This window comes from Mesorhizobium sp. M0663, from assembly GCF_040320585.1.
In the GTDB taxonomy this organism is placed as follows: Bacteria; Pseudomonadota; Alphaproteobacteria; order Rhizobiales; family Rhizobiaceae; genus Mesorhizobium.
The window spans coordinates 1-24,199 of sequence record NZ_JAMYPX010000024.1 but is presented as its reverse complement, the minus strand read 5'-3'; the positions used below and the strand labels follow the sequence as shown (position 1 = coordinate 24,199).

Genomic DNA, 24,199 nt, shown 5'->3' with positions numbered 1-24,199 from the left:
GCCCCGCATCAGCGCGAACCGATCCGCCAACGGTTACCCTGTCATCTTTGCTTTCTCGCCGTTCGCTCGCAATGCCGCCATCAGCATCGGCCCGACCGAAAACTGCCCTGCCCTCGCCTTCTCGGTTAGCACCCGCAGGTAGCCGCCGGCTGAATCGATGTGCTGTGCCCGGTGTAGAATGCAGGCGATCACCACTGCGGCGATCTCCTGCCCCATGACATGGCAGGCATCCTCGTATGCGGAAGGCGAAACGCCCAGGTATCCCCGCACCTGGGCGGCGGTTATCATGAAATCGCGCCAGTTGCCGACGCCGTCGACGGCGTACTCCGCGATTTCCGGGCAGGCCTTCAGCACTAGCCCCAGCGGATAGGTTTTCGGCGGCTCTGCGGTACTCGTCCTTAGCTCGGCCGCCGACCCGCTTTTTTCCAAAGCAGGTTCAAATTCAAAGATAGATTCGGTATTTGAATCAGATTGCTGCCGCTCGCTTTGGGACTCATTGCCGCTCGGATTCGTGGATTCCATATGGATTTCCAGCAGCTTATCCACGTCGTCACGCAACGCGGCCAGATCGGCGACGATAGGCTCGAGCGCGGCAATGCGGGCTCGGCGCGGAATTGCCTCCACAACGGCGCGGAAACGCCTCCACAGCCCCCCCCAGTCGCCCGGCACGTCTTCCTCAACGGCCGCCTCGACCAGCTTGTGGATATCCCGGCGGTACAGCGTAATGCGTTCCCTCATAAGCCTGAGCGCCCTGTTGTCGGCGCGAACACGCTCGGCCGCCGCCTCGAACTCGTTAGCACGGGCCAGCAGCGGCGCCAGCGAGAAGCCAAATGCTTCCTCGATCTCCCCACCCCTGCCCTTCCGTGCATAACGCTTGCCGTTCGGGCTGTCCCGACGGATGACTAGACCGCAATCCACCAGTTCCGCCAGGTTCCTCCGCAAGGTGGAATCGGGCATGCCGTGCGCCCTGAGGGACAGCTGTGCGTTCGAGGGAAACACGATGAGGCCGTTTTCCTCACTCAGCTCGCTGTCAGGATAGAATGATAGCAGCGCATTCAGGACAGCCAGGGCGCGATCGCCGATGCCGACGATGCTCTTGCCCTCGCAGAGGTTGCGGTAGATCTGCCATTTGTCAACGACTCTGTCCTTGGGGATTTTACGTGACTCATTTTGAGCTGCTAACAAGGCAAGCGTCATCGGTCGACCCCCAAAAGGGGTCGCTGCGATACCCGTCTCCATTTCTTCCTTCGCCTTTTAATCGGGCAAAAGAAATCCGCTCGCCGAATTGACGCCGAAAACTCTTGACAGTGATTCGCGGAAATGAGATTCTCGGCTTGCTAGAACACGAGAAGGGCTTCCGCGACGGTTTCGTTCGGGGGCCTTTTTCTTTTGCGGTTTCAGTCTCCTACTGCTTGCATATTGGACTGCCGGAAGGCCTCGTAGAGGTCGTCCAGTCGCCCGGTTATGAATTCGGCAAAAAGCGGCCCGTCAACGGATTCCAGCGTGACAGTGGCCTTTTTCGCGGTCTTTTTCAGCGTCACGCTAACTGATTTGTCCTCAGGAGCCCAGGTTTTGGTCGGTGTTCTTTGAGCGGCTGCTATCCTCTGCCCCGCTGGCTTCCCAAACAGGTGCCGAGACATCATCTCCAATCTGTCGTCGCTGGTGGCGTCCCTGAATTCAGGTGTTGCTATCAGCTCCTTGATGGAACCGCCGCCTTCCCTGATCCTCTTGGCGAGATCGTACCAACGGTCGCGGCCGCTATTCTTGGCGGCTCCGATCGCCTTAATGATTTCAGCCGGAATGTCCTTGGTGACAGAAATCATTTTCGAGACAACGGCCTTGTCGACGGATAGCGCCGCCATAATGACGTCGCGGTCATAGCCGTTTCGCTCTAGATTGCTGGCGAAGACGGCTTTCTCGATGAACGAGAGATCGGCCCGGGCACTGTTCTCTTGCCCCTGGGCGATCACATGGTCTTTGTCAGCCAGTTCCTTGACGACCGCCCTCACCGGTCTTCCGAGTTCCTTTGCAGCCCGTGCCCGGCGATGGCCGAATACGGTCATGTATCGGCCATCGATCCCAGGGTGCGGACGCACCAGGATCGGGCTGTCCTGTCCTCTTTGACGGATGGCTTCGACCAGTTCCTCGAAGGCTTCTTTGTCATCGTCCATTCGGTCGGCGACAAAGGAGACGTCGATCGTGTCAGGGTCGAGATCGATTACCGTTACGCCTTCGAGCAGTCGGGATTCGATATCTTTGGCGGCCTGCGCCTTCTCTGCGAGCTCGTCGATCGACCGCGTCATGGCTCCGAAAGCGCCGCGGCTTCGGTTTCTTTCCATGGCGGGCGAAGGTCTGGCGTCTACGGGTGTCGAGTTGACTGCAGTCAACTTTCGCTCGGTAAACGCAGTCAGCAGGTTTTTTCTGGACATCAGCGTCCCCATGCCCTGTGGATTAGATTTGTGATCTCTGAATTCACCCGATGCAGAGATTCCATTGCGCGGTCGTATGTCGACCTGGTGAACTGAGTGCGTTCGACCTCATACAGGGACTGCTTGGTAATCCCAGCATCCGAGATCGCCGTGCTCTTAAGCATCTCGTTGACGAGCACATGCTGTTTGAACAGCGATCTCATGAAGGCGACCATCTGGCTTTGTGGCCCGTCCGTCGGCTCGTAGCGGGTCACCAGATAGCGAAGCCAATCGAGCCGCATGTTGGCACCCGCTTTCTTCAAGGTGCCCATGATCTCACCCATCATCAGCAGGAACTGGCACATGGACATCACATCTAGCATCTGCGGATGCACGGTTATCAGGATGCCAGTCGAGGACGACAACGCCGTCAACGTCAGATAGCCGAGCTGGGGAGGACAATCGATGATTACGATGTCGTATTCGTCGGCAACATCAGCCAAGGCGTCATCGAGACGTCCGAAGAAAATGCGGCCCATCGAGCCGTCTTTCTGCGACAGTGCGAGGGGAGTGTCGTATTCGAATTCTTGCAATTCCAAGTTCGCAGGAACAATGTCGAGACCGGGGAAGTTGGTTTTCTTCACAAGCGCCGACAGTGGCTTCCTCTCGTCATCGTAGCGCAAGGATTCGTAAAGCGATTCGTTGTGATCGATCTCCGGCTGGAAGCCGTGCAAGGCCGACAGCGAGGCCTGCGGGTCGAGATCGATTGCAAGAACGCGATGCCCGGTGAGTGCCAGATGCTGCGCCAGGTGTGCGGCCGTCGTGGTTTTCGCGCTACCACCCTTGAAATTGACTACCGCAAGGATTTGGAGACGATCTGAGCCCCTCCGGTGAGGAACATATTTCGCTGCTGTCCGACTGTTCTTGTCGAGAAAACTGCGCATTTCCAAGAGCTGTTCGGCGGTATAGGAGCGGCGGCCCGATGGGGTTACCATCGGCTGCGGCCCCTTGCCTTCGAGAGACAGATTTTTCAGGTACCCACTCGTGACACCGAGATACTGGGCTGCCTCCGACAACTGGAATGGACGGAGGGTTTTCTCGGCATTGGGCGGAAACATTGCCAAACGATGCTCGTTCAACATCGCTGACAGTTCGTTCGCCTGCTGTGTAATCAGCAGGTCGACTTCTGCAATCTCCTCCTGGATGCTGGCTTTCACATTCATCGATATTTCCCGCACATGCGTTTTGAAGGCCCATCCGGCTTTCCAACCGCATGTAGCGCTGATTCTTTTGATCCGACAAGAACTTTAATGTTAACGAGAGGTTAACGGGTATCCGGGAGTTGACTGCAGTCAACTTTCACCGCGGGATTCGACTCACGTGAAACGACTCCACCTTTGAGATAGTAACCCTATCAGAACCCCTGGCTTCGGGGGGCTAGTTCAAGGAGCGGGAACAAACCCCGCTTCCTTTGCCTCGACCACCCCGCTTCCGCCAGTGCACGGCCGCCGCCTGGCGCTGCGCCATCGACTTCGCAATACGATCCGCGAAATCATCAGACAGACTAGGCTGCAGGAACGGTGTAGCTTTTGCTTCCCGATTTCAATTGAAGTCCTAAGCTGAAATTTCGGCCCCCGCCGGTCTTCACCTTGCGCCTTCACCCGGGGCCGGGATGGCTCGTCAAAGCCCGCTCGCCTTGGTGAGATTGACGCGGAAGCGGTCGCGCCGCCGCTGATATTTGGGGGTCATTTCGGCGCTGGTGTGACCGAGGTGCTTTTGCACGTAGCGCTCGTCTACCTCGGCCGAGGAGGCAAGGACGGCGCGCAGCGAACGGCCGGCAAACAATTTTTCACGCTCGCCCATCTCCGCGCACGCCGGCGGCGAGCGCCGCTCGTTTGACGAGACGGGCAACTTCCTGGTCGTTGAGCCGCTCGGCGCCGACCTTTTTGCCTTGTCCCGTCACCCTTCGGAACAGCGGACCATGCGCGATGCGGGGTTCAGCCAGGTCTCCAGGGCCACGACCGGGCAGGTGGCATCGACGAGCCACGACCGATCTCGACCTCACGCCAGCCGGTTTTACCCCGAAGGGTCACCAAGACTCCTTTGTCGGGGAAAACCTCCACCCAACCACGACCGTCTTCGGTCTGATCGCGACCGACATCCAAGCCCACGATTTCTGAGCGTCTGAGGCCACCGGCAAAGCCGATCAGCAGCATTGCGCGATCGCGCAGGGTGCCGCGGTCGATCGTTTCCAGCATGACGATCAGATATCCTCGGGCAGAACCGCTTCCTTCTGCCGGGGAGGGGAAGAATGCTTGTTGCGGATGCTGGCCATGACGGTGGCGATGTGCGGGTCTTTGCGGTCCAGCGGCTGGCCGCGCTGGGCATAGTTCCAGGAGAGCGAGGACAGCCGGCGTTCGATCGTCGACACCGCATTTGGCCTCTTGTCGCCGCTCACGGATCCTGACGCGCAGGCGGTGATGTAGAGGCCGACGACCTGTGGATCGGGCGGAAGCATTTCGACGCCCTGCCGGCGGCACCAGCTCGAGAAATGCTTCCAGTCGGAGGCATAGGCGCGGCGGGTGTTGGCGGAGCTGGCCGCCTCGACATAGCCATGAGCCTTGTCAGCGAGACCTTCCAGGTGGCCGGGGAGACGTTCCGCCGGCGTCGCCGTGACCGGAAGGGGAGGGGAGGGGGCTTTCTCCTGCTCTACAGAGCGTCCCATCTGCATCACCACATCGATGATGTCCGGGAGATCGTCGTCTCCGGAAGCTGCCGATGATTTCTGAACGTCGTCAGCCACCCTATGCCGCCTCGATATCCGTTTGGGCAAAGTCCTTGCCGATGAAAAGCAGTCGGTTCGTCCGCGCGTTTTGCCAAAGCGTAGGAGATATAGTCGGCAAAATTCAGCGACACCGAATGGCGGCCCTTGCCGTAGGTCAGCCAGGCCTGGGTCGCTCGGCCAAGGCGTGTTCGCCACGCCGGCTGACAAGCACCATGCGCGCCTCGAGCACGCAGGTCGCGGGGACCAGACGGATTGGATCGGAGACGAGCGCGCTATCAAGCCGTGCTGCCTCAGGTTCATTCCGCATGTCGGTTTACTTCCCGATTTCAATTGAAACGCTAAGCTGAAAATCCTGCTCTCCTGAACCGCCAAGTGGCGGCTGCAATCGGGGGAGGGAGGGGGCTTTTCAAAGCCCGGATGCCTTGGTGAGGTTGGTCCGGAACCGATCGCGTCGCCGCTGATATTTGCGGGTCATCTCGGCCGAGGCATGGCCGAGTTGCTTCTGCACATAGCGTTCTTCGATCTCGGCCGACGAGGCAAGGCCCGCGCGCAAAGAATGGCCGGCGAACAGCAGTTCGCGTTCGCCTTCCGGGAGATCGGAGCGGACGCCTGCAGCCAGTGCCGTCCGCTTCACGAGGCGGGCGACATGCTTGTCGGAGAGCCGCTCGACGTCGACGGTCTTGTTGTCCTTGAAGATGCGGCGGAAGAGCGGGCCCCTCGCGATGCGGCCAAAACGGATCCAAGTCTCGAGCGCCACCAGCGGGCAGGTCTGATCGGAGGCGCCGAGTCCAACCTCGACCTCGCGCCAGCCGGTCTTGCCGCGCAGCGTCACCAGGACGCCCTGGTCCGGAAAAATCTCGATCCAGCCGGCGCCGTCGCTGTGATCATCGCGGACGACGTCGAGGCCGACGATCTCGGAGCGCCGAAGGCCGCCGGCAAAGCCGAGCAACAGGATCGCCCGGTCCCGAAGCCCTCTCAAATCATGGCCCACGGTTTCGAGCATGGCCAACAGATCCTCGCCGAGCACCGCTTCTTTTTGCCGCGGCGGCTTTGCGTGCTTGCGGCGAATGCCGGCAAGAACCGTTGAGATATGCCGGTCGGCGCGATCCATTGGCACGCCGCGCTGGGTAAAGTTCCAGGCGAGGCCGGAGAGACGCCGCTCGATTGTCGCGACCGAGAGGGCAGGGGCGCTGCGTTTCGGATCGCCGACAGCGGTGTCAATGACACTGCCTGAGGCGCAGGCGCCGATATAGAGGCCGATGACCTGGCTCGAGGGCGGCAGCGGATCGAAGCCTTCGCGGCGGCACCAGGAGGTAAAATGCCGCCAGTCCTTGGCGTAGGCGTCTTGCGTGTTCTCGGAACTGGCGGCCTTCGCATAGGCGGTCGCGGTCTCGACCAGGGTTTTGAGACGCGCCGGCGGCGGGGCGGGCGGCGAGGAGCCCATTTCCATGACCAGATCGAGGATATCGGGCAGATCACCATCGGGACCGTTGTCAGCCGTTGCGTCGATTTTGGCGGGCTTTTGCCGGGGATTTTCCATGATGTGAGAGGGCTATCGCCATACGTCCGATAAGCAATTACCGGACATGACTGTCCCGCGACAGGTGCGGCGGATTGCTGCCAGTTGTGTTGCCAAAAGCGCCGCAATGAATCATCATGTCGACGATGATTCTGCGCCCGAAATCGCCCCTGCGCCGTCACGTCACGCTGCCCGGCGCCGCCCCGGCCGCTCCGACTGTCGCCGTGACGAGCTGGCTGCGCAAGGCGGTCGAGGCGGCGCAAACCGTTGAGGATGCTGCCCTGGCCACCGGCGCGGCCATCGCCATGCTCGATGCGGTTGTCCGCCGCGACGAACAATGGGCCGGGGTATGGCGGCAGCGGCTGGCGCTGGCCGCGGCGGCGGCGACTGCACGGCAGGCGGGGCGCGTCGAGGACGAGGCTGCCTTACGCGACGCCGTGCTGTTCGCCCGCCCCGGCGATATTTTGTCAGGGTCGACGACCCTCGGTCCCGCCGGTCTTTTGCTGGTCGCCTGGCGCCGGCTGGCGGCACGGCCCGCAGAGGCGCTTCTGACGAAGAAAAGTCTCGCCGCGGTGTTGGAGGAATTCGGTTTTTTCGCCCGCGACGGTGCGGCGGTCAGCGATCTGGCGGACGCGCTGCGGCGGCTCGCCACGACCGAAGGCGCGGTCGGGATGCTGACCGGCGCCTACGCGGCCATCGAGGGCCACGGCCTGCCACGCGCCATGGGACCCTGGCTCGCCGACGCCTTGCTGGCGCAGCGGCTCGGCTGGAGCCATGCAGTCCCTTTGCTGGGTGGCGAGGCGTTCTTGGGCGTGAGCGCTCGCCCGCGTCGCGCGGCCGCAACTGTGGCAACGTCAGGCATCGAGATGGAGCGTGAGCGTGCAAAAGGTCTGCTTGCTGCCCAGGCGCGCGCCGCACTGCGGGCCATCGAGCTCGCGGCCGACCTCGGCCGCCCCGCCGAGCGGCTGCTCGCCGTCGCGCCGAAATTGCGGGCAAAGGAGGCGGACCATGTCGTCGATCATTTGTCGCCTTCGGATGCCGTCGCCGCTTGCCACTGAGCGGCAGTCGGTACTCGACAGTAGTTTTGGGACCCCGTGGCGAGGGAGCTTTTCGTTGGACGTCTCTCGCGAGTTTCGCCTCGGCTTCAGCCTTCTCTGCCGGAGTCACAAAAGGAGCGTGAACATCAGCGGCGACCCTGGCACAATTCTCGGGCACGATAGGTGAAGGAGCTTTGGAAAGCACCTTGAGGAGCCCATCGAGCGAATATCCCTTCGATGCGTAGGTATACAGATAGAGTTCACTGCCCCCTTCCGGATAGTACATTCCCGCCCATTCCGGTCTTGCAAGCGACCAGTTGTGCTGCCGCGCCCAGGTATTATGTTCGGCAATTTTCGACGGAACGCTCGCTGCGTAAGGTTCGTCGGCTCCGACGTGATGTTTTGCGACTGGATCGTACCAGACACTTCCATGGTCACGTCCAGGCAGGCGGGCCGAATACCCGCCTCGGGGTTCGACGCGTGCCTTTGATGGCCGCAGACCGGTGATATCCATGAACTGCAATACCCTTGCAGCCCCGCATGCGCGCCAGCGCCGCGTTCGCCGAGTCTGGTCGATATTCATCGATCACATGGTCCGAGGCATGACGCCGGAAACGACCGAGATTGTGAGCATATCGATACTGAGACGGTTTGATCAGTTCATCAAGCGGCTTTGAAATGCATACCCGGATCGTCTCACGGAACGCGATTGACACGTGCGTAGGCCTCCAGGAAATGGTCTGCTGTGGGTCTTGCAACGTATGATGGTTAAAGAAGCTCACGGTCCTGAGGCGCGGCGACACGACTCGTCTCTTCGAATGCCCGCCCGCTCACTGCATAAAATGCCGTCTGAACGTCGACGCTGGCGACCTGCTCGATGCAGGCTCTACTGAGGCGCTTTTAAAGTCGGCGCCGGAATTAACCGACAAGGATGCCGCGTTCAGCCGATGGAACGGGCCGGTTCAACCGGACCTAGATCCGAACGTGTCGCTGGATTGCGCGATTGTCGCGCCAGTGCAGGCGGGCATTGGCGACGGTGTCGAGCCAGTCCTGCAACTGGTCGTTCAGATCGTTGAGATTGCGGAAGGAGCGGGCGAGGAGCGTAGACGTCCTCGTAGACATAGCGAAACGGTCGCTGGACCTCGCCCTTGGTTTTGGCGCGTAGCAGAATCTGCAGATCCTGGCTTGGTATGACTTGGGGGCGAAGATGTAGCGCGCGGGGCCAAGCGGCGGCGAATCGGTTCACGGCGGTGTAGCCGCCTTCATAACCGCGTTCGCGAATCTCGCGCTTCAGGCGAACGGCGGTGAGATCGGGGTAGGCGGCGACGCTTTCACGCAGAGAGTCGACAAAGGGGCGCAATCTTGTTGTCGGAGCGGCGGGCCTGCTCCGTCGTTAGCGTCGATCGTAAGATGATCCGCTACCAGTCCCCTTGCCTACTGTCGTGTTTGTCGAATCCGCGACACATTGTTTTCAGCCTGACAGTCTGCTGCACTCCGGGTCAAGTCATTGAACAAAAATCAGAAAATATTTCTTAGGCTCCCTCGGCGCAATTGGCATGACATTTGAGACGTTCTCATCATGAAACGCGAGGCGAGGCGGCACTGGTGTTCGCCTAGGGGATTCGAATGGTCAGTGATAGCCAGAGCTTCTCGTTGCCACGCAACGTCCAGTTGCCGCGAGTGACATTCCGAAAACCGACGGAGATTCATGCCGCCAATGTATGGGAACTCATCGCGAAGTGTCCGCAACTAGACCGCAACCTCGCTGTATTGCGAGCTCCTGCTTTGCAGTGACGAGACCTGCGTGCTCGCTGAGCGTGCCGGGGCGGTGGTTTGGTTGGTCGTCGGCCTACCGGCGCCGACGACCCATCCACGCCTGATAGCCATCGACCCCATCGTACGCTCTGAAGCTCTGCAGACATTCCCGCGGGTCCGCCTACCCAACCTAGACAAGGAGGCAACGATGACTGACCAAAGTGCACCGGATCGCGAGGAGGAATTTGCGATCTTCAACCATCTCGAGTCTGAAGTTCGCAGCTACGCCCGCAGCTTTCCCGTCGTTTTCGCGACGGCACGAGGGGCCCAGCTGTTTGCGCGCGATGGGACAGCCTATCTCGACTTTCTCATGGGCTGCTCAAGTTTAAACTATGGGCACAATCCCCCCGAGCTGAAGTCCGCGCTCGCAGACTACATTGCGGGCGACGGCATTACCCTTGGTCTCGATCTGTATAACGAAGCCAAAGAGTCCTTTCTGCGGGAATTCCACGAGACAATTCTTAGGCCGCGGCAATTAGACTACGTCGTACAGTTTCCGGGTCCGACCGGCGCTAACGCGGTCGAGGCTGCCCTCAAGCTAGCGCGCAAGATCACTGGTCGGGCCAACATCATAGCCTTCACCAACGGCTTTCATGGCGTGAGCCTTGGCGCTCTCTCCTGCACCGGCAACCGATATCACCGCGCAGTCGCCGGCCAGCTGCTCGGCGGCGTCACGCGACTACCCTTTGACGGCTATCTTGGATCAGCTGTGGACACGGCCGATTACCTTGAACGCCTGCTCTCGGACCCCTCCAGCGGCGTAGACGCGCCGGCTGCAGTGATTGTCGAGACAGTTCAGGGCGAAGGCGGCCTCAATGTCGCCGGCACGGAGTGGCTCCGCAAGGTGGCGGCCATTGCGCGCAGCCATGGGGCTCTGCTGATCGTCGATGACATTCAGGCGGGTGTTGGCCGGACCGATGCGTTCTTCAGCTTCGAGGCGGCCGGTCTCCGCCCTGACATCGTTACAATGGCCAAATCGATATCGGGTTATGGCCTGCCTATGGCCCTCGTCCTTATTGATCGAAAACTCGACAGGTGGGAGCCGGGAGAGCACAACGGAACGTTCCGCGGCAACTGCCATGCTTTCGTCACCGCGCGCGCAGCCCTAGAGTACTTCTGGCGGACGGACAGCTTTGCGGCGTCTGTCGCGGAGAAAGGCAATCTGCTCAAAAACCGCCTTGATCAGATCGCCCAGAAGTACGACCCAAGTCGAGTGTCAGTCAAGGGCCGTGGCATGATGCGGGGCATCGATCTGAAGTCTGGCGACGTTGCTAGTCAGGTCATCAGCACCGCCTTCCAGAGGGGCCTCATAGTCGAGACCGCTGGTCCCAAAGACGAGGTCGTGAAGTGTCTGCCACCCCTCGTCATTCGGGAGGATCAGCTTAGCCAAGGCCTCGACATCCTCGAGGACGCGATCGAAAGCGTGATCGGCAGCCGAGTGAACACGGCAGCGTAAGAGGTGATAATGATCGTCAGGGAACTCGACGAAGAGAAACTGACAGCCCGACGTGTCGAAACGTCGAGCTGGGAAAGCGTGCGGTTGCTCCTGAAAAGCGTAACCGGCCGATTGTTTACCGCGGAGATTTTGCTTTGATGCGCGCGATGAGCTCATCATCGTCGACAAAGCTGTCGAGGAAGTCGTTCCATTCGTCGGTCGAACGGCGAGCATGGGCAAGCGTTAGCTTCAGTTCGTCAATGCCACCGTCGGTCAGGGCGATGATTGCCTCGTCCGATCTGCCGTAGGAGAGGTTATCGTCGATGCTGACGATCGCCTGAAGGAGCTCAGGATCCTCTCCGTGCTTATCATCGGACAACGAAGGAGGAAGGCATGTCCAATCCCAGCTGCAATGTGCTGCTCATCGACTCGACAGGGAGAGGGCACGCGATAGCTGACCTCTTCCAGCGCAGCGACCCTTCGGTACGGGTCTTCTATGGGCCGGGAAACCCGTCGGTTGCTGGCGAGCGCATCTGGACCGTCCCCGATATTTCGCTAAGCGATCCGGGATCTGCAGTACGATTTTGCCAAGCCCATGCAATAGACTTCGTCTTTGTCTCTCACATCGACGCGCTCTCCACCGGCTATGTGGATTTCTTGAAAACCAATGGGATTCCCACAATTGGCCCAGACCGTGCTGCAGCCCGACTTGAATCAAGCAAGGCGTTCACGAAGTCGCTCCTGCAGCGGTACAACGTAAAGACGGCGCGTTTCGCGGTGTTCGACCGGCCCGAACCTGCCAAGTGCTATATTCGCGGGCTCGGCTATGATGTTGTCGTCAAGGCGGACGGGCTATGCGAAGGCAACGGCGCCTATGTATGCAGCGACCAAGCATCGGCGCTTCAAGCCGTCGATAGCATCATGCTCGCGCGGGCACACAAGGATGCTGGAAACCACATCGTCATTGAGGAGCGGCTCTTCGGAGTGGAGATATCGATCTTCGCCCTCTTCGATGGAAAGGAGTTTCTGCTGTTTCCGGCGGCCCTGGACTATAAGCGCTCCGACGATGGTAACAAGGGCGTTAATTGCGACGGTATGGGTTCGCTGTCCCCACATCCGCTCGCGGACAAGGCGCTGTACCGTGAGATACAGACCGAGGTTCTAGAACCTCTAAGAGCTGCAATTCTGGGTGAAGGTTTGAAGTACACAGGCTTCATCTATATCGGCGCCATGCTTTGCCATGACGGCATCAAAGTTATCGAAATCAATGTCCGCTTTGGCGACTCCGAGGCCGAGGCCGTCCTGCCCAAAGTGCAGAGCAATTTCGTCCGGCTTTGCGAAGGCGTCCTTCAGGGGACCCTTGGCTCTATGACCCTCGAGACAGACGATAAATGCTACTGCAATGTAGTGGCCGCACAAGGGCCAACAATGCGATTGGACGAGGTCGGCCGCGAGATCCGCTACCCGGGCTGGCCGCACGGAGATTTCGAGGTCGGCTGCCCTATTTCTGGACTCGAGGCAGTGGACCGCCGTAACTCCCGTCTGTTCCTCGCTAATGTCCGCCGCGATGCCGAGAACAGTCTCGTAACGGCAGGCGGACGCGTGCTGCACGTCACTGGCTTCGGTGCCAATTATGCACAAGCCGTCCACCATGCCTATGCCAACATTGAGAAAATACGGTTCAAAGGCATGTCCTACCGCTCCGACATTGGCCTGATCTATGGCTCGGTAGATGCTATGCGGCAACGACGGGAGATCCCATCGCTGCCTTGGACATGGCAAATGCCACGCGGAGCGCTCTCTTAGCCCGAGGGACTGACAGCCCTGAACTGCGCACATGGGCGCCTACCCGACACGAGTGCACCAATAAACCATGGAGAACCAATCATGATCATCAGGACACTAGAGGAGGCGGAGCAGTCCGACCGACGCGTCGCCGCGGAGAACTGGGAGAGCATTCGCCTTCTCCTAAGTCAGGACGGAGGCGGATTCTCTTTTCATATCACAACTATGTTTCCGAATACCGAGACGCGCATCTGGTACAAGAACCACTTCGAGGCAGTTTTCTGCATCGAGGGCGAGGGTGAGGTCGAGACACTGGCGGACGGCAAGATTCACCCCATCCGACCGGGGACGATCTATATCTTGGACAAGCACGACAGGCATATCCTGCGTGCCAAGACACAAATGCGTAACGCCTGTGTGTTTGCCCCCGCCCTTCATGGCAAAGAAACTCATGATGTCGACGGCTCATATCCTTTATAGCGAGTACAGCGCCGGGCCAAATAACCAGATGGAGCAAGAGATCTCTGCCCGGCTGCCCAGAAGATTGCGGCAGGGAATTGCCCCATTTCTTTAGCCTGGATTTCCAAGAAACCCACTTCTCAAGTTGGAGCCCCTCATGGAAATTCGTTTCGTGGGAACTGCCGACCGCGACGGATGGCGGTCCCTTTGGAACTCGTATTGCGCCGACCAGGGTGTCGGACTATCGGAACAAGCGACTGAGACGATCTGGCGGCGGATCGAGCACCCAGACGACCCAACGAACGCGCTGATAGCTGTCGGGGCCACTGGCGCGGCCTTGGGTTTGATCAACTTTATCGTCCATCCCTATACTTGGAGCGATCGGCTACTCTGTTTTCTCGTTGATCTCTATGTCGATGATTCTCGACGGCGGGAGGGGATAGGCCAAGGCATGATAGCGCACCTGGCCGCCCACGGTAGCCGCCAAGGTTGGCTGAGAATCTATTGGAACACGGACAGGTCCAATGGGCGCGCGCGGGCGTTCGCTGATAGCATTGCCCGATTGAGTCCATATCTCTCCTACCATCTTGACCTGTAGAGTCGGCGCCTGAGGCGCTGGCGCCGACCAGCCCGAGCGCATATAAGGCTGAACGCTGTGCTGCCGCCGCATGAACCGCCCCGGGTTGATCGGAGGCTCCAACTCCTGAGAAGGTGGAGCCATGATAAGCAAGACGACCAACAAGTTCTCTCCCGAGGTCCGAGCCCGTGCGGTGCGGCTGGTTCTGGATCACGAAGGCGAGCATGCGATCGCCCCGTCGACGTACCACGACCATGTCGCCAAGCGCACCGATCCCTCCCGGCTGTCGGCTCGGGTGAAGCGGGATGAGGCTTTGAAGGACGAGGTCCGACGCGTGTTCGAGGCTAATTTCCGCGTCTACGGCGTTCGCAAGATCTGGCGGCAGTTGCAACGCGAGGGCTTCGATGTCGCCCGCTGCACGGTTGCCCGCTTGATGAAGGCCATGGGCCTCGAAGGCATCGTCCGCGGCAAGCCGATCCGCACTACGGTGAGCGACAAGGCGGCACCATGCCCTCTCGATCACGTCAATCGCCAGTTCCATGCCCCGGCGCCGAACATGCTGTGAGTCTCCGACTTCACCTACGTCGCGACCTGGACGGGCTTCGTCTATGTCGCCTTTGTCATCGACACCCATGCGCGAAGGATCGTCGGCTGGCGGGTGAGCCGGACGGCGCATGCCAGCTTCGTTCTGGACGCTCTGGAACAGGCTCTCCATGATCGGCGGCCCGTGCAGGGAGGCGGGCTCATCCATCACAGCGATAGTGGCAGCCAATACGTCAGCATTCGATACACCGAGCGCTTGGCGGAGGCCGGCGTCGAACCCTCGGTGGGCAGTGTCGGCGACGCTTACGAAATGCTCTCGCCGAAACGCTCGACGGTCTTTACAAGGCCGAGGTGATCCATCGACGCGGACCCTGGCGCTCATTCGAGGCCGTCGAGTTCGCCACGCTCGAATGGGTCGACTGGTTCAACAATCGCCGGCTGCTGGAGCCCATCGGCAACATCCCGCCGGCCGAAGCCGAGGAACGCTACTACGCCATGTTGGATGAACCAGCCATAGCCGCGTGACTCAAACGAAACGGCCTCCGGAAAGCCCGGGGCGGTTCAGCATGGATCGCGATAGGCTTCTGAGGACCAGTGGGAATGGACTTTGTGCCGAGCGGCATGGCATATGCAGTATGCGCACGGGCAACCGAAAGTTACTCGACGCACTCTTGTAGGTCCGGCGGTCGCCTGGGGACGTGCCAGAGCGGTGAAGGATGACTATCGCTGGATTGAGAGGGGCGTGCTGAACGACATGCTGAAAATGCTCGCCCGTGAGCCCGACCTTGAACGGCTGATGATCCACAGCGCTGTGCAGATTTCTCAAATCATGAGGTCTGAAGGTAAACAGGCGGGGTCCCACTCCGGGAATCCTGCACCTAGCAACCACGAGCGACATCATTAATCTCCCGAGCTAATCCAGCATGCTAGTGCGCCGGAAAAGGGTTCGCTAATTGAGCGGATCCTCAGCACTCGGACAATCCGTGTAAACTCCAACGGAATACCTCGACTGCGCGCTCCGCGACGTCCCGTTTCCAGGTAGCTTCGTCGCAACAATATGCGTCACGCATGTTCTGCTTAATTTCCCGCGTTAAGCGCAAGTCGTTCGGAGCTTTAGCATGCAGCCAATGGTCTCCCCGGAGAGCGTTCAATACTTGCTCCAATTCAACGGTGCCATATTCGAGCGTCACGCAAGTGCGTTCGGCCGTGTGCAGGGTTTCTGCAACAGCGATCGCACTGTAGCCCGTAATGGCTGCCGATGATGATGAGCCGTTCTCTGCCGTTGTTACCGCGCCTCGATACCAGGTCTGAGCTCGCTGGTATTCTGGATCCAACGGACCACGTTCGAACTGAATTTCGCCATACCCGCGAGGGCCAAGCCCACTATGGATGTCGATGACGCATACACGTTCTCGTTGGGCACCATGCTGGCAAAGCAGCCGTCTCCAGAGCGAATTCGAAAAGGCAGGCGATCGACCCCCAAAAAAAAGGCCGTTGGCGAACTCGTACTGACCCCGCGTCACTGCCGAGATGTAGTTGTCATACCCGTTGGCCTCTGCGTAAAGGCGGAGTACGCTTTCTGCAGCGTCTCTAGAGGGGCCTTCCCAGCATTCTGGGAGTAGGCTGCCATGCAATTTGCGGTACTCATCGTTTCTCGGGAACGGCTTCTTATGATCGACGAAATTTCGATTGAGATCGACGTTGTCCTCGTTCACTCGCCTCAGATGTGCGAGTCCATACGGATCAAGCGCATGGACCAGCAACACGGCAGTGTCGCGGCTTCGCTCGTTGACGATCCTCTCTTCCAGAAGTCCGACAAGGCATCCAGACCCGCACAGGCCTTCAACTCCATGCAGTCCCGTGTTCACGACCACAAGGTTGGGCAGCGTCGCGTCTCCCAAAATAGCAACATCGGTAGACAAGACTTCGTTACTGGGTCCGCGGCCGGGATGGCGAAACTCGGTTAGCGCCGCGTCGGCTTGCGTAGCGGAATCACGAAACTTGAGTCTTGCTCGCTGATAGTCGACCGAGAAACAGCTCTCCAAAGTTGACATCATTCCGCTCCATGACCGACGACTGGCTGGTGTTATAATTCGATGGGATGAGGCGATGGGCCTACTTCCGTGGACCCATCATTTGCTTCACTTTCCTAGCGCGGCGCGGAATTAAAGAAGCGATCCAGCCGTCTAGTCAGTATTATCCCGGGAATACTAATCCCCAGAAACAGCAGGCCGACCAAGGAGATAGGTTCAAGATAGCGGTAGTAGATGTTCGCTTCTTGCCTCGCCACGCCCATGACCTCCAGGAGTGAAATGACTGACAAGATAGGAGTCTCTTTGAACATGGCGATGAAGTAATTGGCCAGAGCCGGTATCATTGGCGGAATGGCCTGGGGCAAAATGATCTGCCACCACGTGTGCCAGGACGACAGATTGCAAGCTTTCGCAGCGTCCCATTGGCCGCGAGCTACATTGTCGATCCCTCCGCGATAGACCTCGGACGTGTATGCGGCATAATGCAAGCCTAGGCCGAGAACTCCGCAAATAAGTGGAGACAGGATGATGCCCCAGTCGGGAAGAATATAGAACAAGAAATACAACTGTACGAGCAGTGGTGTCCGTCGAATGAACTCGACGAAAAACCTGGTCGCGCGCCGCAAAGCTGCGCTTTGAACACGTTGACCGTAGGCAAAGAGTAATCCAAGCGTCATCGCGAGGACCGAGCCGAGCAGCGTGGCTTCGATTGTCACTAACAAGCCGGCCAACATGTCTGGCAGGATTTTTCCTACGAATTGCCAGTCCCAAGTCATGAGGTCAGGGTTTCCAGCTTCGGTCGAGGCCAAAGTTAACGCGACGCTCCAGGCTTCGCGTGCCCCATGCGATCACAGAGGCCAAAATGAAATACATAATGAGGATTGAGATGTATGGGCCTGCGGTCTGGCCGGTCTGCATGCGTACGATTTGCGCATTGAAGGTCATGTCCGCGAGCGAGATTAGCGAAACGATTGAAGTCGCCTTCAGGAGTTCAATTCCGGCATTGCCGAGAGCTGGGAGCATGATGACGAACGCCTGTGGTAAAACGATGTGTCGCAACGACTGACTACGGGTCAGATTCAGGGCGACTGCCGCTTCAAGTTGGTCTTTTGGCACGGCGCGCACGGCTGCGCGTACGACTTCGGCTGCATAGGCTCCCACGTTCAGTCCGATCGCGAGCGAACCAGCTTGGAAAGGAGAAAGGCGGACGTCAAACAGTGGCAGTGCAAAATAGATCCAAAAAAGTTGAACGATCACGGATGTGCCGCGAAAGAACTCAATGTAGGCGGTGCTAATCCAGCGGATCGGCTTGGCTCGCGATAACCTGCCCAGACCGGCGAGCAGCGCCGCTGGCAAGGCGACAAGGCTACCGGCAATCGTAATTTCAACTGTGACCCGCGCACCTTGGAGGATGAGCAGGAAGTAACCGAAGCCTTGGTCGATAAACCACATCGAGAACATACCTTCGCTGGTTCTGACTCGGTCGACCAGCCGTTTAAATCAAAGACGTTGGCCGGCAGCTATAATCTTCTTCAAGAACGCCTTTGTCCGTTCGCACGACGGTTCGCGGAAGATCTTGTCGGGAGTTCCCTCTTCGACGATGGAGCCTGCATCCATAAAGAGCACACGGTCAGCAAAGTCATGGGCAAAGCTCATCTCATGCGTGACGAGCAACATAGTCACATCCGTCTCTTGTCCCAGTTTGGTGATCACGGCGAGCACCTCCTCAACGAGTTCCGGGTCCAGGGCGGACGTAATCTCGTCGAACAGAAGTATCTGCGGCTTTAGCGCCAGTGCCCTGGCGATACCGACGCGCTGCTTCTGCCCTCCAGACAATGCGGCTGGACGTTGGTTCGCTTTGTCCTCAAGTCCGACCATTTCAAGAAGCTCGAGGCCGGCCCGCCGTGCCTCTGCCGGGCTGCTCTGTTTGGTCAGGATTGGTGCCAAGGTGACGTTTTCTAGAACCGTCTTATGGGGAAAGAGGTTAAAGTGCTGAAATACCATTCCGAGCTGGCTTCGGATGCGGCTCAAATGCCGACTTGAGGCTGCTTGCCGCGAGCCGTTTCGCATTTCTGAGAATACCGATTGCCCTCCGACAAGGACCTCACCGCCGTCAATGTTCTCCAGCGTCATCAATATCCGCAACACGGTGGTCTTGCCCGAGCCTGAAGGCCCGATCAGTGCCAGTCGTTCTCCGCTCTGCACAGAGAACGACAGGTCATTGAGAATGGATTTTCCGCCATAGTGTTTGCGGACGCCACGAAACTCGACAGCAGGGTTCGTCATTCCGGATCCTTGCATTATGATCAGCTAACGGACCTGCGCTCAAAAGCCGCGCTGGCGGCGTCCATCCCTGAGTTACTGGACACCGCCCGTCAGCAGGACTTCATTGTGAAGCGGAACACAGAGCGGCGGTCGTCTGGCCCTCACGCAAGGGCACGTGCGATGACAGGCCATACTTCGCCATGATCGCTGCATACTGGCCGTTGGCAACAATCTTCGCCAACCCTTGATTATAAAGGTCGCGCAGGGCGACGTCTTCCTTTTTGAATGCAGCCCCACCGCAGCCGATTGGAGTTCCTTTGACGGGGAAAACAACTGCCAGGTTGGCATCCGGATTCTGTTTTTGTAGGGCCTCCAAGGAGGCATCCGGCAGTGCGAACAGATCAATGCGATCGTCTTGGAGCATCTTAAGGGCACTAACGCCGTCGGGGAAAATTACCATGTTCTGAGGCGAAACGCCGGCTTCAGTCGCAAACCGCTGCTCAGAGCAGCCGCCACAGACGCCTATGCGAAGGTTACCATCTGCAACATCCTTGTAGCTTTGAATTTTTCCCTGGAGGGTCTTCTTCATCAGAAAGCCCTCGGAATTGCAAACAACCGGCTCTGAGTAGATGACCTGCTCACAACGCGCAGGTTTGATGAATAGAGCACCTGACGAGATGATATCGACACGGCCTGCCTGCAGCGCGGGGATCATCGCGCCGTAGTCCATCATCTGCGCCGCATAATTGGAGACACCGGTTGCCGCTAGCGCCTCACGATCAACCTCGGGGCCGACGCCTGATAGCGAGCCATCCGTTCCGACGATCATCCACGGTGCCTCGTTCGCGACGCCTGACGTAATAGTGCCCTTCTGCTTGAGAGCGTTAACTACATCCTCGGCTTCGGCTGCCCCAATGCCTATCGACGTGAGTACAAGAACGGCAGTTCCGGCTACCGCCCAGAATGTGCGTCGGTGAGGAATGGAATTAAGGAAGTTTCTCATGTTCGTTCCCCTTTGTTATCATTTTGAGATGGCAACGCTATGCGCCGCACCGAAATCGGTGGACCAAAAGCTCCCACCAGCAAGGCCGCTCTACGTGCGCGACACCGATTGTGGGCGGCCTTCGCATTCCGGCCGATTGCATGCCACAGTTCCAGCAGGGGGCATGCATGTCAATCGTGAAATTGGTATGATCCATTTGATCGCAGATGATAAATCCCGTCTTTCGTTCTGATTTTTACTCTGCATGCGGCGAGTGCGGGGGAGAAGCTAGATGACGAAAGCTTAACTATCGCTCATGGCGGCAGGGTCGGCTCAGGGTCGCTGGCGAGCAGGCGCGCCAACGTTTCTACTCCACGCTTAAAATCGTCATCGTCACGGACAGAGTCTCCGATCGTTAGCCTTACCGCGTGTGGGTCCGCCTCCCGACCGACGATGAAAGGATCCGGTCCTGTGACCAATACCCCCCTCCGTCTGGCCTCTTCGACGAAAGGGCCTGTGCGCCAGAGCCCAGGGAGGGGCAACCAAACGTGTAGTGATGTCGGGCGCGTATTTTTTTGAACATCTTTTAGAGCCCGATCGAGGATCTTGTGGCGCTGCGCCAGCTTCTGCCTCTGCCAGGCAATCAATTCTGCCGTCGTCCCATCGGAAAGCCATCTGCAACTAATCTCGGCGACGAACGAATTCGACATCCAACCGGTCGTCCTTAGCCGTGAAACCGCTCTCGAGACCAGATCCTCCGGGACGAGCAGATAACCGGTTCTAAGGGAATGCATTACGCTCTTGGAAAAACTCGTCGCATAGCACGTCCGCTCCGGAGCGAACGCAGCTATGGGAGGCGGCTTCTTCTCTATAAGCGGACCGAAGACATCATCCTCTATGATCCAGATGTTGAACTTTCTCGCGATCTCAGCGATAGCGCGTCGTCGTTCCTCGCCCATAAAGCTCGCGGTTGGGTTGTTGAGGGTTGGGGTCAGGCAGACTGCTTTTACCCGTTCACGGCCGCACAGGGCGGCAAAGGCGTCCGGAAGCACGCCGCATTCGTCGCTGGCCAACCCCCGCAGCTGCAGTTTAAGGATCGTGGCCGCTGTGATGATGCTGCTGTCGACGAGATGATCGGTTGCGACGACCTCGCCGGGTTCCGTTAGAGATGCAAGCGCGACCCAAAGGCCATGCTGGCAGCCATTCGTAATCAATATCGTCTCTGAAGAAGCCTTCAGACCTAAGGCCTTCAGCCAATCCGCGCCCAAGCTTCGATGATGATGCAATCCTACGATCGGCCTGTGTGCAAGCAGGGATTCCAGCTCTCGCGATCTCGAAAGCGACGCCAGCATATCTCGGAGAGCCTGGACGTGCTTGTCTCCAACGATCGGCGCCATAGTCGAGAAGTCCAAAAGGTCTTCGTCCCTCTTGTCTACGATTGAGCCAGGCACCTTATCCAGATTGGCGTACCGTACGTACGTGCCGCGCCCGACCTCCCCGGACACCAGACCGCGGCGCTCGAGTTCGGCATAGGCCCGAAAGACGGTCTGAACACTGACCCCCATGCGAAATGACAGGTCGCGCTGAGGAGGCAATCTTTCCCCCGGCCGAAGTTCGCCGGAATCAATCGCGGCGGCGATGGCGTCCGCGATCGCTTGGTACCTCGCGCCCTTTAATGAGGACAGCACGGGCTTCCAAGTCCAACGCATGTTCGCTCCCTCTTCGCCACATATTGTGATGATCCAATACAGCAATTGACATGGTCACCAAGCGTCGTATCACCTGCGACGCGAAATGCAAAGGGATCCACGATGCCTCAGTTCGGATTGGAAGAATATGCGCGCCGCCTTGCAAGAACCAAGGAAGAGATGATTCAGCGCCGGATCGAGGTGCTGCTGATCACCTCGCCCGAGAATATGAACTATCTAACCGGCTACGACGCTTGGTCGTTCTACACGCACCAGATGGTTATCGTCGCCCTGGATCATCAGCCGGTGTGGGTGGGCCGTGGCATTGATGTTCCATGTGCGACCAGCACGGCATATCTGCCGTCGGGCGATGTAATTGGATACCCCGACCACTATGTTCAGTCAACGGAGCGACATCCTATGGAGTTTGTCGCCCAAGAGCTTGACCGAAGAGGACTCGGCAATCGCGTCGTCGGTGTTGAAATGGACAACTACTACTTTACCGCGCGATGCTTTGAGCGGCTGCAATCCTCGCTGCCCAAATGCACCTTCAAGGACGGCTCGAACCTGGTCAATTGGGTTCGCATCATCAAGTCAGAGGCGGAGATCGAACTCATAAAACAGGCTGGCGTCATAGCAGATTGCGCGATGCGGGCGGGTATCGATGCCATCACCCCGTCCATCAGGCAATGCGACTTGGCTGCGCGGATCACGCAGGCCCAGATCACTGGGACAGAGCCATTCGGAGGTGCTGTCCCTGGCGGCCTGGTCATGGGGATTGGCCCCCGAGCAGACGCGCCCCACCTTTCCTGGACCGACGATCCCGTAGGCAGTGACGTAGTGGTGAACATCGAACTTGGCGGCTGTCGGGCTCGCTATCATGCCGGTCTAGCAAGAAGCGTTTATTTGGGTACTCCGCCTGATCAATTGCGCCACCTTGCTGCCGTTGTTCGTGAAGGGATGGAGGCCGTGTTCTCCGCTATCGCTCCAGGACGAGCATGCTCAGAAATCGAGGAAGTCTGGCGGAGTGTCATTTCGCGACACGGTCTGAACAAACCATCTCGGATTGGTTATTCCATCGGCCTAGGCTATCCGCCCGATTGGGGTGAGCACACCGCAAGCCTTCGGCCTGGAGATACCACCGAACTCCAGCCCAATATGATTTTTCACGTAATTCTGGGGATGTGGCAGGGCGAACTTAGCTTTGTCCTGAGTGAAACCATTCGTGTGATGGAAAAAGGTTGCGAATCCTTTTCCCGAATGCCGCGCGAATTGTTTGTCATCTCCTAAGGGGAGCATTTCATGACTTCGAGCCAGGTGTTAACTCCGCTAGGGCTACTTCGCCTCGACGAGCCTAAACCAAGGGGCTGCCCGTCGCGGTGTTTGGGTGAGACCGGAGTTTTCCCACAGGATATGATTGAGGAGGTTGTCGAAGGCGTGTCGGTACCCGACATAATTCACGATCTTCCTCATGTGCGGGAGGCTTATCTCCAGGCCGCTCGGCGGCTGAAGGGTCGTGGGTGCTCCGCGGTTGTCTCGAACTGCGGCTACTCGGTATTATATCACAACCTGATTAGAGAGACCGTCAGCCTTCCCACCCTGACGTCTAGCCTGCTGCTGCTGCCGGTTCTCGCAGCCATCACGCCACCGAACCAGAAGATTGCAATTATCTGCTTTGATGCGACAGCTCTGTCTGACGCTCATTTGCGTTCTGCTTGGCCACAACTGCAAGCGGACAGAATTACAAAGGCCGGGATCGAGGGAACGGAAGCCTGGCGGCAGATAAACACGCCTGACGCGGTCTACGACTGGGCTCTAATCGGCGCGACACTGAACCAATTATGCGAAAGCGCGTTGCGCACCGATAATATCGGCGCTGTCATAGTGGAATGCTGTGCATTTTCGCCCTTCGTTCATACCATACAGAGCCGACTCAGGCGACCAGTGTTTGATATAATTTCTGCAGTGCACGCGCTGCTATTACCTCAGTCAAATTCGCCAGTAATGTGAAGCGCGGCTCCAAATACTTCTTGCATGAAGGGTGAAGCCGAACGCTGTTGCTCAAGCAGTTCCTAATCTTCTTGGGCTCGTCGGATGATGTCAGGGCTATCGGGAGTTGAGCTATGTCGGCGTCTGAGGGGCAGATCCGAGAGTACGGCGGCGCTGCTCCGTTCACGCGTCGATGATCCCTGATTTCAGTGCATTTACAACCGCGACCGTCCTGCTACTGCACCCCAATTTAACGGCCAAACTCGACCACGTTCCCGTCGTTAGCAGTGTTCGGGAACTGCGTAGCGCGCAAACAAGAAAACGTTCGTATACTCTGGTTGTTGGCCCTTTAATTATTTTGGTTGGAGCTGACGGCGAGCGATCCATGAGCATCTCCCCCTGCATGTTTTGGCTAACGCGCACGAAGCTGTACCGGTAAAAGGCGCCGTCTTGGCGCGGTCGGTCGGCAGTTTTTGCCGGCTCGTATCGGCGCTCGAGATTCGTGCCAACTGCGCAGGATCCCAATAAGGCTATATGTGCGTTTTTATCGATGGCTTAGCTAAACCCATCTACGTCTCGGCCTAACACTCTTCTGTCGCATACTAGACAACACTAGACAAAGTCATTGGCCAGAACCGGCATCGGCGGGTACTCGTCTCGGAAGCACTTCAAGATCATCGCCTTGCCCATCCTGCTGTCCCTATAGATCGCGACCGAAGGGCAGTGAGCTTTTGCCCCTTATGTGGACGCTGGTGAGCCGGTTTAGGTGGACGAGCCGTAAGCGCCAAGCTGACCCCATCTGGCGCGGCTTGAGGTGATGAGCGAGACATACTGACACTGAAGCAAGGAGCCGAGGAGCTTGCAGTGTCAATTTCTATG

Annotated in this window: 19 protein-coding genes and 4 pseudogenes; 9 read left to right on the top strand and 14 right to left on the bottom strand. The window is 58.5% G+C overall.

What is annotated here, in order from left to right; all coding sequences use genetic code 11:
- Positions 1 to 33 precede the first annotated feature (33 nt).
- The 6 genes and pseudogenes from repC to NKI54_RS28095 all read right to left on the bottom strand — a co-directional run bounded on the left by repC (position 34) and on the right by NKI54_RS28095 (position 6,733).
- On the bottom strand, positions 34 to 1,239 hold the full coding sequence (gene repC / locus NKI54_RS28120; protein WP_352692895.1) for a plasmid replication protein RepC: 1,206 nt from the start codon (positions 1,237 to 1,239) through the stop codon (positions 34 to 36).
- A 158-nt stretch (positions 1,240 to 1,397) separates the two neighbouring features.
- Positions 1,398 to 2,429, bottom strand: a complete 1,032-nt coding sequence (repB, locus tag NKI54_RS28115; protein ID WP_352692893.1) for a plasmid partitioning protein RepB — start codon at positions 2,427 to 2,429, stop codon at positions 1,398 to 1,400.
- The gene (repA, locus tag NKI54_RS28110; protein ID WP_352692891.1) at positions 2,429 to 3,631 is read right to left on the bottom strand and encodes a plasmid partitioning protein RepA; all 1,203 of its coding nucleotides are present in this window, start codon (positions 3,629 to 3,631) and stop codon (positions 2,429 to 2,431) included. The genes repB and repA overlap by 1 nt, the downstream gene beginning before the upstream one ends.
- Before the next feature lie 457 nt (positions 3,632 to 4,088).
- Positions 4,089 to 5,139, bottom strand: a pseudogene (locus NKI54_RS28105) (tyrosine-type recombinase/integrase).
- Between the two features lie 73 nt (positions 5,140 to 5,212).
- A pseudogene (locus NKI54_RS28100) lies at positions 5,213 to 5,500 on the bottom strand (type II toxin-antitoxin system VapC family toxin).
- Positions 5,501 to 5,599: 99 nt separating this feature from the next.
- The gene (locus tag NKI54_RS28095) at positions 5,600 to 6,733 is read right to left on the bottom strand and encodes a tyrosine-type recombinase/integrase (protein WP_352692889.1); all 1,134 of its coding nucleotides are present in this window, start codon (positions 6,731 to 6,733) and stop codon (positions 5,600 to 5,602) included.
- A gap of 116 nt (positions 6,734 to 6,849) precedes the next feature.
- Here NKI54_RS28095 and NKI54_RS28090 point away from each other — a divergent pair, with 116 nt between their 5' ends.
- The gene (locus NKI54_RS28090; RefSeq protein ID WP_352692887.1) at positions 6,850 to 7,770 is read left to right on the top strand and encodes a DUF1403 family protein; all 921 of its coding nucleotides are present in this window, start codon (positions 6,850 to 6,852) and stop codon (positions 7,768 to 7,770) included.
- 972 nt (positions 7,771 to 8,742) lie between these two features.
- Here the strand turns inward: NKI54_RS28090 and NKI54_RS36540 are convergent.
- A pseudogene (locus NKI54_RS36540) lies at positions 8,743 to 8,911 on the bottom strand (IS21 family transposase); the annotation flags it as partial.
- Positions 8,912 to 9,712: 801 nt separating this feature from the next.
- Between NKI54_RS36540 and ectB the strand changes: the two are divergent.
- Positions 9,713 to 11,020, top strand: a complete 1,308-nt coding sequence (gene ectB, locus NKI54_RS28080; RefSeq protein ID WP_352692885.1) for a diaminobutyrate--2-oxoglutarate transaminase — start codon at positions 9,713 to 9,715, stop codon at positions 11,018 to 11,020.
- A 115-nt stretch (positions 11,021 to 11,135) separates the two neighbouring features.
- Here ectB and NKI54_RS28075 read toward each other — a convergent pair whose 3' ends face one another.
- A complete protein-coding gene (locus NKI54_RS28075; protein WP_352692884.1) occupies positions 11,136 to 11,378 on the bottom strand; it encodes a hypothetical protein in 243 nt (80 codons plus the stop codon).
- Between the two features lie 14 nt (positions 11,379 to 11,392).
- Between NKI54_RS28075 and purD the strand changes: the two genes are divergently transcribed.
- The 4 genes and pseudogenes from purD to NKI54_RS28055 form a co-directional block, all read left to right on the top strand.
- On the top strand, positions 11,393 to 12,805 hold the full coding sequence (gene purD / locus NKI54_RS28070) for a phosphoribosylamine--glycine ligase (RefSeq protein WP_352692881.1): 1,413 nt from the start codon (positions 11,393 to 11,395) through the stop codon (positions 12,803 to 12,805).
- Positions 12,806 to 12,886: 81 nt separating this feature from the next.
- Entirely contained in the window at positions 12,887 to 13,264 is a 378-nt protein-coding gene (locus tag NKI54_RS28065) for an ectoine synthase (protein ID WP_352692879.1), read from the top strand.
- A 136-nt stretch (positions 13,265 to 13,400) separates the two neighbouring features.
- A complete protein-coding gene (locus NKI54_RS28060) occupies positions 13,401 to 13,841 on the top strand; it encodes a GNAT family N-acetyltransferase (RefSeq protein WP_352692877.1) in 441 nt (146 codons plus the stop codon).
- 208 nt (positions 13,842 to 14,049) lie between these two features.
- Positions 14,050 to 14,888: pseudogene (locus tag NKI54_RS28055) on the top strand (IS3 family transposase); the annotation flags it as partial.
- 440 nt (positions 14,889 to 15,328) lie between these two features.
- Here NKI54_RS28055 and NKI54_RS28045 read toward each other — a convergent pair.
- From NKI54_RS28045 to ehuB, 5 genes are all read right to left on the bottom strand, one after another.
- Positions 15,329 to 16,417: a M14 family metallopeptidase gene (locus tag NKI54_RS28045; protein ID WP_352692875.1), complete on the bottom strand. Its 1,089-nt coding sequence runs from the start codon at positions 16,415 to 16,417 to the stop codon at positions 15,329 to 15,331.
- Between the two features lie 95 nt (positions 16,418 to 16,512).
- Positions 16,513 to 17,172 (bottom strand): ectoine/hydroxyectoine ABC transporter permease subunit EhuD, encoded by a 660-nt coding sequence (gene ehuD, locus NKI54_RS28040; RefSeq protein WP_352692873.1) that lies wholly within the window; start codon positions 17,170 to 17,172, stop codon positions 16,513 to 16,515.
- A gap of 4 nt (positions 17,173 to 17,176) precedes the next feature.
- Entirely contained in the window at positions 17,177 to 17,848 is a 672-nt protein-coding gene (gene ehuC / locus NKI54_RS28035; RefSeq protein WP_352692871.1) for an ectoine/hydroxyectoine ABC transporter permease subunit EhuC, read from the bottom strand.
- A 48-nt stretch (positions 17,849 to 17,896) separates the two neighbouring features.
- Complete coding sequence (gene ehuA, locus NKI54_RS28030) at positions 17,897 to 18,682, bottom strand: ectoine/hydroxyectoine ABC transporter ATP-binding protein EhuA (RefSeq protein WP_352692870.1); 786 nt, start codon at positions 18,680 to 18,682, stop codon at positions 17,897 to 17,899.
- A gap of 100 nt (positions 18,683 to 18,782) precedes the next feature.
- The gene (gene ehuB / locus NKI54_RS28025; protein ID WP_352692868.1) at positions 18,783 to 19,664 is read right to left on the bottom strand and encodes an ectoine/hydroxyectoine ABC transporter substrate-binding protein EhuB; all 882 of its coding nucleotides are present in this window, start codon (positions 19,662 to 19,664) and stop codon (positions 18,783 to 18,785) included.
- Between ehuB and NKI54_RS28020 the strand changes: the two genes are divergently transcribed.
- Positions 19,663 to 19,896 (top strand): hypothetical protein, encoded by a 234-nt coding sequence (locus NKI54_RS28020; RefSeq protein ID WP_352692866.1) that lies wholly within the window; start codon positions 19,663 to 19,665, stop codon positions 19,894 to 19,896. The genes ehuB and NKI54_RS28020 overlap by 2 nt on opposite strands.
- 61 nt (positions 19,897 to 19,957) lie before the next feature.
- Here the strand turns inward: NKI54_RS28020 and ehuR are convergent, their stop codons facing one another.
- Positions 19,958 to 21,352, bottom strand: coding sequence for a MocR-like ectoine utilization transcription factor EhuR (ehuR, locus tag NKI54_RS28015; RefSeq protein ID WP_352692864.1), 1,395 nt, complete (start codon positions 21,350 to 21,352; stop codon positions 19,958 to 19,960).
- 102 nt (positions 21,353 to 21,454) lie between these two features.
- Between ehuR and NKI54_RS28010 the strand changes: the two genes are divergently transcribed.
- Together NKI54_RS28010 and NKI54_RS28005 are read left to right on the top strand one after the other, a co-directional pair.
- The gene (locus tag NKI54_RS28010; RefSeq protein WP_352692862.1) at positions 21,455 to 22,621 is read left to right on the top strand and encodes a M24 family metallopeptidase; all 1,167 of its coding nucleotides are present in this window, start codon (positions 21,455 to 21,457) and stop codon (positions 22,619 to 22,621) included.
- 123 nt (positions 22,622 to 22,744) lie between these two features.
- Positions 22,745 to 23,341, top strand: a complete 597-nt coding sequence (locus NKI54_RS28005) for an aspartate/glutamate racemase family protein (protein ID WP_352692860.1) — start codon at positions 22,745 to 22,747, stop codon at positions 23,339 to 23,341.
- The last annotated feature ends 858 nt before the right edge of the window (positions 23,342 to 24,199 follow it).

What these genes read in the sequence shown, in the direction of transcription:
- NKI54_RS28020 (WP_352692866.1), top strand. Translation starts at nt 19,663, where the DNA reads ATGTTCGTTCCCCTTTGTTATCATTTTGAGATGGCAACGCTATGCGCC.
- ehuA (WP_352692870.1), bottom strand. Translation starts at nt 18,682, where the DNA reads ATGACGAACCCTGCTGTCGAGTTTCGTGGCGTCCGCAAACACTATGGC.
- purD (WP_352692881.1), top strand. Translation starts at nt 11,393, where the DNA reads ATGTCCAATCCCAGCTGCAATGTGCTGCTCATCGACTCGACAGGGAGA.
- repB (WP_352692893.1), bottom strand. Translation starts at nt 2,429, where the DNA reads ATGTCCAGAAAAAACCTGCTGACTGCGTTTACCGAGCGAAAGTTGACT.
- ehuD (WP_352692873.1), bottom strand. Translation starts at nt 17,172, where the DNA reads ATGACTTGGGACTGGCAATTCGTAGGAAAAATCCTGCCAGACATGTTG.
- NKI54_RS28060 (WP_352692877.1), top strand. Translation starts at nt 13,401, where the DNA reads ATGGAAATTCGTTTCGTGGGAACTGCCGACCGCGACGGATGGCGGTCC.
- NKI54_RS28065 (WP_352692879.1), top strand. Translation starts at nt 12,887, where the DNA reads ATGATCATCAGGACACTAGAGGAGGCGGAGCAGTCCGACCGACGCGTC.
- repA (WP_352692891.1), bottom strand. Translation starts at nt 3,631, where the DNA reads ATGAATGTGAAAGCCAGCATCCAGGAGGAGATTGCAGAAGTCGACCTG.
- ectB (WP_352692885.1), top strand. Translation starts at nt 9,713, where the DNA reads ATGACTGACCAAAGTGCACCGGATCGCGAGGAGGAATTTGCGATCTTC.
- NKI54_RS28095 (WP_352692889.1), bottom strand. Translation starts at nt 6,733, where the DNA reads ATGGAAAATCCCCGGCAAAAGCCCGCCAAAATCGACGCAACGGCTGAC.
- NKI54_RS28005 (WP_352692860.1), top strand. Translation starts at nt 22,745, where the DNA reads ATGATTGAGGAGGTTGTCGAAGGCGTGTCGGTACCCGACATAATTCAC.
- repC (WP_352692895.1), bottom strand. Translation starts at nt 1,239, where the DNA reads ATGGAGACGGGTATCGCAGCGACCCCTTTTGGGGGTCGACCGATGACG.
- ehuB (WP_352692868.1), bottom strand. Translation starts at nt 19,664, where the DNA reads ATGAGAAACTTCCTTAATTCCATTCCTCACCGACGCACATTCTGGGCG.
- NKI54_RS28010 (WP_352692862.1), top strand. Translation starts at nt 21,455, where the DNA reads ATGCCTCAGTTCGGATTGGAAGAATATGCGCGCCGCCTTGCAAGAACC.
- ehuC (WP_352692871.1), bottom strand. Translation starts at nt 17,848, where the DNA reads ATGTGGTTTATCGACCAAGGCTTCGGTTACTTCCTGCTCATCCTCCAA.
- ehuR (WP_352692864.1), bottom strand. Translation starts at nt 21,352, where the DNA reads ATGCGTTGGACTTGGAAGCCCGTGCTGTCCTCATTAAAGGGCGCGAGG.
- NKI54_RS28090 (WP_352692887.1), top strand. Translation starts at nt 6,850, where the DNA reads ATGTCGACGATGATTCTGCGCCCGAAATCGCCCCTGCGCCGTCACGTC.
- NKI54_RS28045 (WP_352692875.1), bottom strand. Translation starts at nt 16,417, where the DNA reads ATGTCAACTTTGGAGAGCTGTTTCTCGGTCGACTATCAGCGAGCAAGA.